This window comes from Microcoleus sp. Aus8_D2, assembly GCF_036702665.1.
Taxonomy (GTDB): Bacteria; Cyanobacteriota; Cyanobacteriia; order Cyanobacteriales; family Microcoleaceae; genus Microcoleus.
The window spans coordinates 1-8,002 of record NZ_JAUBUN010000075.1; the positions used below are offsets into that span (position 1 = coordinate 1).

Here is an 8,002-nt window from a genome sequence, read left to right on the forward strand (position 1 = left end):
TGGGCATTGGGCATTGGGCATTGGGCATTGGGCATTGGGCATTGGGCATTGGGCATTGGGCATTGGGCATTGGGCATGGGGCATTGGGCATTGGGCATTGGGCATTGGGCATTGGGCATTGGGCATTGGTAATTCTCCCCATCTTCCTCTCTCCCCCTCTCCCCATCTCCCCATCTCCCCCTCTCCCCCTCTTCCTTCTTCCTGACAACTGACGACTGACAACTGACTTCTTCAATCCACAATCCGAGTGTTAAAATAAAAGCGATTGTTAAATAGCAGGCTAAAATATTAGCGTACATAAACACAGAAGCCATGCGGCCGGGGGGATTGCCTTTTGGTTCTAGTACCCAGCCAAAAATCGGCTGCAATTGATCGATGCCGCTCCAACCTAAAAATTGCTGTCCCAAACCCAAAATTATTACGGGAATTGCACTAATTGCGATCGCCCAAGACAACTGTCGCAACTGAGCCGGAGTTTGAATTAAACGGCTGAAAGCAGCAAACAATATAAAGAACGGCCAAAAATTGCACAAGCCTAAAACAGCCTCGATGCGGTTGTTGGCAAAAATCGTCGTGATGACTAGCAGCACACTCAGAATTCCGAAGCCTCGATTCAGCGGGCTGTGGCTGATTTGGCGGAACTTTTGCTGACAAGTGCCGATTAATCCCAGGAATATTCCCAAAGCTCCCAAAATCGGAATTATCGGAAAAATGAGCACGCCAACTTGAGCGAAATTCCAAGGGATTTGCAAGCGGCGATCGGGATGTTTTTGCAGGCGAGAATTGAGATTTTTGGCTGTCTGTTTTGCAGCTAATTTCCACCGATTTTTGATATTCACCCAAACTCCCAATTCTTCAATTCTTCAATTCTTCAATCCAAAATCTAAAATCTGAAATCTAAAATCGTCATGCTAGTTCCCAAGCGCATTCCGATCGCGTTAATCGAATTTGAGCCAAGGCAAAAATGGTCGGGATAATGCGCCCGTAGTTCGTAGAAATCGATCGCCAACCCAAATCTGCTAAAAACCAAGTCCACATCACCGGGCCGAGCAATGAAAACACGCTCCGCGTCGCACCGTAACGAGCCGCACTGACTGCCATTCCGCGCCGCGCTGTCTGAATTGCGACATAATTTTGAAACTGGGTTGCTGCGGTTGCAGTCCCTGCGATCGCTGCTTGTGTTGCCATTTGATAGGTGGCAAAATGCAGCGCAAATTGATTGGCCATCAGTTTCAGCAACATGGGTTTTAAAATGGAACTAACGGCTAAAGCGCTGCCGCCTTTGAATAGCAAACCGAGCGGGTCTTTTTCAGCAGAAATTGGCAAGGGTTCCGAGAGTTTAGCATCGACAATTGCTCGCTGTACGCGGACTGTCAGGGCTTGCTGTTCGTCTGCGGGTAAACGCTTCCACGTGCGGCCCATTAAGTGCAGAAATACTTCTGCTTCTAAGTCGGTGGTTGACAACTGTTTGGGATAAGGGATTTTGAGATAGCGGCAAACTTGAATTAGTGCTTGTCTGTAAGTTACTTGTTCGGTTCGCCCTCTGAGTACAGTCAACCCGTCGGCTGCAAGATAGCGAAACCGCTGTTCTACTGCGTCTAGCCATGCTTCGCGATCGCGGCTTTGTACGTCTATGGGTGCGGGGGTTTGCACGTAATCTAAAGGGTTAAACTTGCGGCTGAACAGAAGTTCGGTTAGTTGCTGCAATTCTTCTTCTGTTGTCAATTCTAGTGCTGCTCTGAGTTCGTCCAAGATTTTGCCCTCCCCTAATGCTATTTGAGATTTGAGATTTGAGATTTTAGATTGTCGCTTAGTAGCGCCCTTTGGAACTTGCCGAGCGCTACATTTTTTTTACCAGAAAGAATTGGTTGAAAGCCGGAGCCCCGATCGCCCTTGAGAAATTAAAAGAAGACTATTCATTACTCCAATCCTCGGACTGACCGGGAGAGGTCGCTATCAAGCGGTCAACTGTCACAGGTCAACTGTCACAGGTCAACTGAATGGTCTTACCTGTCGATTAGTGCTGTCCCCTATTCTACTACCTGGCGCGACGGGCGATCGGCGCTCTCCGGCAAAGCATTCGGCATCAAGCCAGAATTAGGACTTGCACAGAAATCTGCTTTTTGTAGGAAAAAACATCGTTACAGCCATCGCCCCCCGCTTGCGAAACCCGGAAAGCTTTAGTTTTTGTGGGTAGATTCTGCGATCGCGATCGAGATAATTCGTTTTCAACTCAACATTTATCGATCGGCCCCGTCACCCCAACCCCGATAGCAGCCTCTGGCTACCTACAACCCAACGTCTTGAGGACTCCAACAGTCGCCGTGAACCAACACTATTTTATTAGTCATCAACGAAGGATTTTTTGGGGAGTGTGTTTCTGTTAAAGAAGGTCAGCTAATCATATAATAGATTGGGATTTTTTTTGAGCTAGTAAATTATGTCTTCTGCTGTCGCACCGTCTTTTTTACAAGGATATTGGCAAGATGCTTTCAGTTTAAAGCAGCATCTACAGGATTTTTTAAATTTAGATGCAGAAGCACTTGAACAAGCGATGCAATTTAGTCAACAAACTCTGGCAGAACTAGGTCATCGGGATTTTGACTGGGAACAAGCTAGCGAGTTTTATCGCGATCGAGTAGGAGAAGCTTACCTGTTCGATCTTGGGGCTTGGCATTTGTCAAGTCAGGATTACATAGGAGGTACTTTAACATTGATCTCCGATATCGCTCGCGGTCGGGTATTAGATTTTGGCGGCGGTATTGGAACTCATGCTATTGCAACAGCCCTTTGCCCTCAAGTAGAACAAGTAGTTTATTGCGATATTAACCCCATAAATTGCAATTTGGTTCAAGGCAGAGCTTCTAAGTTAGGATTGAGCGACAAAATTTCCTGTTGTCTGGAAATATCTTCCACGGAAGTTTTTGATACGATTATTTGTTTAGATGTGATAGAACATTTACCAAATCCCAGTCAGCAGTTGTTGGATTTTCACAATATGCTTTCTCCGTCAGGAAAACTCATCCTTAACTGGTATTTTTTCAAAGGTTTTAATCAAGAATTTCCTTTTCACCTAGAAGACAAGGAAACAATAGACACATTTTTCTATAAACTTCAGTCTAATTTTATCGAAGTTTTTCATCCTCACCTAATCACGGCTCGTTGCTATCGAAAATTAACTCCAAATTTAGGGATTTCCTAAAGGTTTTTTCGGAAAAAAACTGGTGTGAAAACCCCGCGTATTGATGCCGACTTTCAAGCTGACAACTATAGTCATGGACGCAGAAACTGGTTTTCCTGGACAAAAAAACTGCATTAAGGCCTTTGAGCCTGGTAGAAAACCCGGTTTATTTGGTATTGATGCGTCCAAGACTCAACTAAATCCAAAATACTGACAGTTTAACTATGTTCGATGTTGTGACGATCGGTGCGGGGATGGCGGGACTGATTTGTGCTCAGCAGTTGCGCCTCGCTGGCTATTCTGTAGCGGTTGTTGAGAAATCTCGCGGCCCGGGGGGACGAGTCGCTACTCGCCGCGTGCACGGGACTAGGGCCGATCACGGCGCTCGCTATCTGGAGCCACAGGGAGATTCGGTGCAGGCGTTAATTGATGTTTTGGTCGATCGCCAGATCCTGAAACTTTGGACAGATAGCGTGTCCGAATTCCGACAAGGAGAAATATCATCTATTCCTAGTTCTTGTTATGTCGCACCTGCTGGGATGAATGCTGTCGGTAAGTATCTCGCTGAGGATTTAGATATTTGGTACGGGCGCCGCGTCAAAGCTATTTCTCGTACCGACAGTCAAATGTGGCATCTTTCCCTGGAAGTTACCGACGACAATTTAGAGATACCTCAAGAATTGATTGCTAAGGCTGTAGTTGTGGCAATTCCTGCTCCTCAAGCTTTAATGTTTTTGAATTCAGAAATCGGTTTTTCGCCAGATTTTATTGACAAATTGCGTTCTGTAGAGTACGACTCTTGCATTACAGTCATGGCTGGCTATTCTGCGGAACGAAATTCTGATTTGATCGATCTAAATCCGCAGTGGAAATCTGTTTTTTTTCCCGATAATTCTGATTTAGCTTGGATTGGGTTCGACAGTAGCAAGCGCATCGATCCGCAGCAGCCGGTGTTTGTGGTTCAAAGCAGCGCCAATTTTGCCGATCGCCATTTAGAAGCTGCTGATTTGAATATTATCGGTCAAGAATTGCTCGATCGCACTTCTGAATATTTAATGCCTTGGCTGAAACAGCCCGAATGGTTGCAGGTTCAGCGCTGGCGCTATGCTTTTTGTCGAAATCCTTTGCCTGTTTCTTGTTTGGTGGCTGGGGGGACTTTACCGCTGGTTTGTGCGGGGGATTTGTGCGGGGACGGTCAAATTGAAGCTGCTTTGCGATCGGGATTGGCTGCGGCTAGTTGGGTGAATTCTCAATTGCAGGATTTGCCTTTGATTTCAGTCCTAACTTGACTGAAATCAGTAGGTTTGTAGTGAGGACTTTAGTCCGCATCAGAGGACTGAACGAATTATCAGTAGGTTTGAGCGTGAGGACTTTAGTCCGCATCAGAGGACCGAACGAATTATCAGTAGGTTTGAGCGTGAGGACTTTAGTCCGCATCAGAGGAATGAACAATTATCAGTAGGTTTGTAGTGAGGACTTTAGTCCGCATCAGAAAACTGAAGTCCTCACTACAAACCCATTTAATTGTCAGCATTATAGAGATTTATGAAAAATGGGAAAATGGCGCTTAATTCCACTCTCCCATTTTTTTATTTGTGTGCTGTTTCCTGATGTTTTAACTCTTGTTCTTGCATCTCCAATAATTCGGGAACTGTTACGAAAATGTACCCTTCCTTTCTCAATCGAGCAATAATCTCCGGCAAAGCTTCTACAGTCCTCGATCGATTGCCGCCCCCGTCGTGCATCAACACAATGCCGCCGGAATTTGCTTGTCGCATCACGTTATCCATCAAAGATTGCGTAGCAGTCCGCCAATCTAAAGAATCAGCAGACCACATGATAACTGCATAATTTTTCTTCTGTGCGTAAGCTGCCAATCCATTGTTTAAAATGCCTCCTGGCGGGCGGAACATAGATGTTTTGACGCCTGTTAATTCCTCAATTAAGGATGATGTGCGATCGATCTCGCGAGCGGCACCTTCTTCGTTATACTTAATGTATTGGTGGTTCCAAGTGTGGTTGCCGATCGCGTGACCGGATGCCGCGACTTGTTTGCCAAGTTCGGGATAAGTTTGCAGGTATCTTCCTACCCAGAAGAATGTAGCCTTAATATTGTTTTTCTTGAGAATATCTAGGATTTGTGTAGTTGTTGTCGGCCAGGGGCCATCGTCAAATGTCAGGGCGATCGCCTTGTGGTGCGAGTCGAGTTTCGCCTGACGGAGCATTGTACCTTTAAACTGCGACGGTAGGCCCGATTGAAAGCGGGTTGCCTCCAATTTGCCTATAGCCTGTTCGGAAAACTCAACTCGATGGGCGATCGCCCCTTTGATCCCATTAACATTGGATATCAGTTTTGGTTCTGGCGACTGGGATACGGCCAAGACTTGCGCCTGCATCGGTGCCACTGGCCCAGTTGTCCGCAAGTTCATCGGCAACGTCACACCCAGCAAAAAACTGCCCGCGGCGGCCGTAAAAGCAACGATTAAATTTTTTCGCCGCCTCAAAAGCCGTTTCATTTTTGTCACGTCATTCTCTCCTTCACACCTTGCACAATTAATTCTAGATTTTATTTTGATATCAAGTTAATCCACTTAGGACGATAATCTTAAATCGGATTGCCCCTAGAAATGTTAGTGCAAATAACCGATCGCAGGGAAGTCCGTCAGGATCAAAAATTTAAGACTTGTGTTAAGACTTGTGCGCCCGAACCGCCTCTCCATGAAAACGGCGGGATAGTTGAAAATTCCCGCGACTAAGGGAGACGGCGCTCAAATCCGGTTAATGGCACCTGATATTCCGAGGGACTCAGGCCCCCGTCCCCCGTCCCTAGCTGACGCTGGGGGCGATCGCCCGCCTGCAGCGTCCTAAAATTAACTTTGAGGGCCGATTCTCTCTTGGTACAAACCGACAATCCGATCGATAACTTCGTCAACAGTCAAATTGTCTGTTTGAATTTCCACAGCATCCGCCGCTTTGCGCAAAGGTGCAACCAGGCGGGTGCTGTCCTTAGAGTCCCGCAGGGCGATGTCTTGTTCCAACTGGGCCAAACTAATATTAGCCCGATCGGTGTCTTTAAGTTCTAACAGTCGCCGGCGCGATCGCTCTTGCACCGAAGCCGTCAAAAAAATCTTCAATTCCGCATCCGGAAACACGTTAGTCCCGATATCCCGGCCTTCTGCCACAATTCCGCCGGATTTGCCGCAGCGCCGCTGTTCCTCCACCAGAAACTGGCGCACGGCCGGAATCGCCGCCATTTCTGAGACGCGCGATGTCACTTCCAAACTGCGAATTGCCTCGGTTACGTCTTCGCCGTTAATCTTCAGCGTCAAAGATCCGGGATCGAGATTGTATTCCAAATAGCTGCCACTGACTAATTCGGCGATCGCACATTCGTCAGAAATCGGCGTGTTTGTTTTCAAAGCCAGCCAAGTCAGCGCCCGATACATCGCCCCAGTATCCAGATAAAACAGGCCGAGAACCCTTGCTGCTTTGCGAGTTACGGTAGATTTCCCAGCGCCCGCCGGCCCGTCGATCGCCACAATTGGCCGCCGGTTCCTGAGAATTATATTGTCAATCAAGCGAGTAGAGCCTACTCTGGCTGCTACGGCTAAAAGTCCCGCTGTTTCCACAACCTGCAACGGCGTCAGAGTGTCGGGATCGACGAGTTCGGCATATTCGAGCTTGACTGCTGGCTCTCGGGCGACCTCGGCCCGCGCGATAGCGAGTGCTGCCGCTGCGGTGCGGTCGCCTGAGGCAAAAGTTTTTGAGGCTTGTTGCAGCGCGCGGTAGATGGCGCAGGCTTGCTGTTTTTGCTCGGTTGTTAAATACTGATTGCGAGAGCTCATTGCTAGTCCTGACTCTTCGCGGACGATCGGGCAAGCAACAATCTCTACAGGCAAGTTAAAATCAAAGGCCAGCTTGCGGATAATTGCTAGCTGCTGCGCGTCTTTCTGACCGAAATAAGCTTTTGTCGGCTGCACTAAACTCAAAAGTTTGGTCACAATTGCCGCGACGCCCTGAAAATGACCGGGCCTAGATTTGCCGCACAACACCGATGTCATCGCCGGCGGCGGCACTACTTGAGTTAAGGATGAAAGTTCAATTTGTGTTTGGGCGGTTTTGTGTGTTTCAGTGCGATCGACCGCTTGGTTGCCGAACATTTCGGTTGCTGAGGGAGCAAAAATGGCATCAACCCCAGCTTGTTCGCACAGCAGCCGGTCTTGCTCGAAATTCCGGGGATAATCTTGAAAATCTTCTGTTGGCCCAAATTGCAGCGGGTTGACAAAAATGCTGACCAGGGCGATCGCATTGTCTTGTCTGGCCCGCTGGATCAAGCTCAGATGTCCGGCGTGCAAAGCTCCCATCGTCGGCACCAAACCGACTGTCAAATCAGGTGCAGCAGACTTTTGTGAATTTAAGTAGCAGCGAAGTGCTGCAATGGTCGTAAACAGGCGCACCAAGACACTCTCCTGAAGGCATTCGGCAGAATGCAGAATTTATTTGTCTGAATTTGTTCGATCGGACATCTTGCACCGATGTTAGCAACAAACTCGCGTGCGAGTTCCACAACAAATAAACTATTGTGGCGCGCGCGACTATGGCGACGAGTGCAAGATGTCAGATACTTCAAGCCCGGACAAGTTTTATTCTAGTTTCTGATTTCTACACTTCGGATAACTTTTGTATTCTGCCTTACCAGAAAGAATTGGTTGAAAGCCCGCCCGCCCGATCGGGAGAAATTAAAATCAGACTATTCATTACTCCAATCCTCGGACTTAAGGGTCGCTGTCAAGCTGTCAAGCTGTCACAGGTCAACTGTGA

The 8,002-nt window shown here is 47.7% G+C and carries 6 protein-coding genes and 1 pseudogene; 3 read left to right on the forward strand and 4 right to left on the reverse strand.

The features are described 5' to 3' along the window. Together QUB64_RS31770 and QUB64_RS31775 are read right to left on the reverse strand one after the other, a co-directional pair. Nucleotides 1–839: pseudogene (locus tag QUB64_RS31770) on the reverse strand (hypothetical protein); the annotation flags it as partial. 67 nt (nt 840–906) lie between these two features. Beyond that, nucleotides 907–1,752, reverse strand: a complete 846-nt coding sequence (locus QUB64_RS31775; RefSeq protein WP_333266458.1) for a YaaW family protein — start codon at nt 1,750–1,752, stop codon at nt 907–909. Nucleotides 1,753–2,440: 688 nt separating this feature from the next. Here QUB64_RS31775 and QUB64_RS31780 point away from each other — a divergent pair. Both QUB64_RS31780 and QUB64_RS31785 read left to right on the forward strand, forming a co-directional pair. After that, the gene (locus QUB64_RS31780; RefSeq protein ID WP_333266460.1) at nt 2,441–3,202 is read left to right on the forward strand and encodes a class I SAM-dependent methyltransferase; all 762 of its coding nucleotides are present in this window, start codon (nt 2,441–2,443) and stop codon (nt 3,200–3,202) included. Nucleotides 3,203–3,405: 203 nt separating this feature from the next. Then, nucleotides 3,406–4,470, forward strand: coding sequence for an NAD(P)/FAD-dependent oxidoreductase (locus QUB64_RS31785; protein WP_333266462.1), 1,065 nt, complete (start codon nt 3,406–3,408; stop codon nt 4,468–4,470). Nucleotides 4,471–4,770: 300 nt separating this feature from the next. Here the strand turns inward: QUB64_RS31785 and QUB64_RS31790 are convergent, their stop codons facing one another. Next, nucleotides 4,771–5,697 (reverse strand): polysaccharide deacetylase family protein, encoded by a 927-nt coding sequence (locus QUB64_RS31790; RefSeq protein WP_333266909.1) that lies wholly within the window; start codon nt 5,695–5,697, stop codon nt 4,771–4,773. Between the two features lie 354 nt (nt 5,698–6,051). Then, complete coding sequence (locus QUB64_RS31795; protein ID WP_333266464.1) at nt 6,052–7,638, reverse strand: bifunctional pantoate--beta-alanine ligase/(d)CMP kinase; 1,587 nt, start codon at nt 7,636–7,638, stop codon at nt 6,052–6,054. 140 nt (nt 7,639–7,778) lie between these two features. Between QUB64_RS31795 and QUB64_RS31800 the strand changes: the two genes are divergently transcribed. Continuing rightward, the coding region (locus tag QUB64_RS31800) for a hypothetical protein (protein ID WP_333343282.1) at nt 7,779–8,002 on the forward strand (224 nt) is incomplete at its 3' end.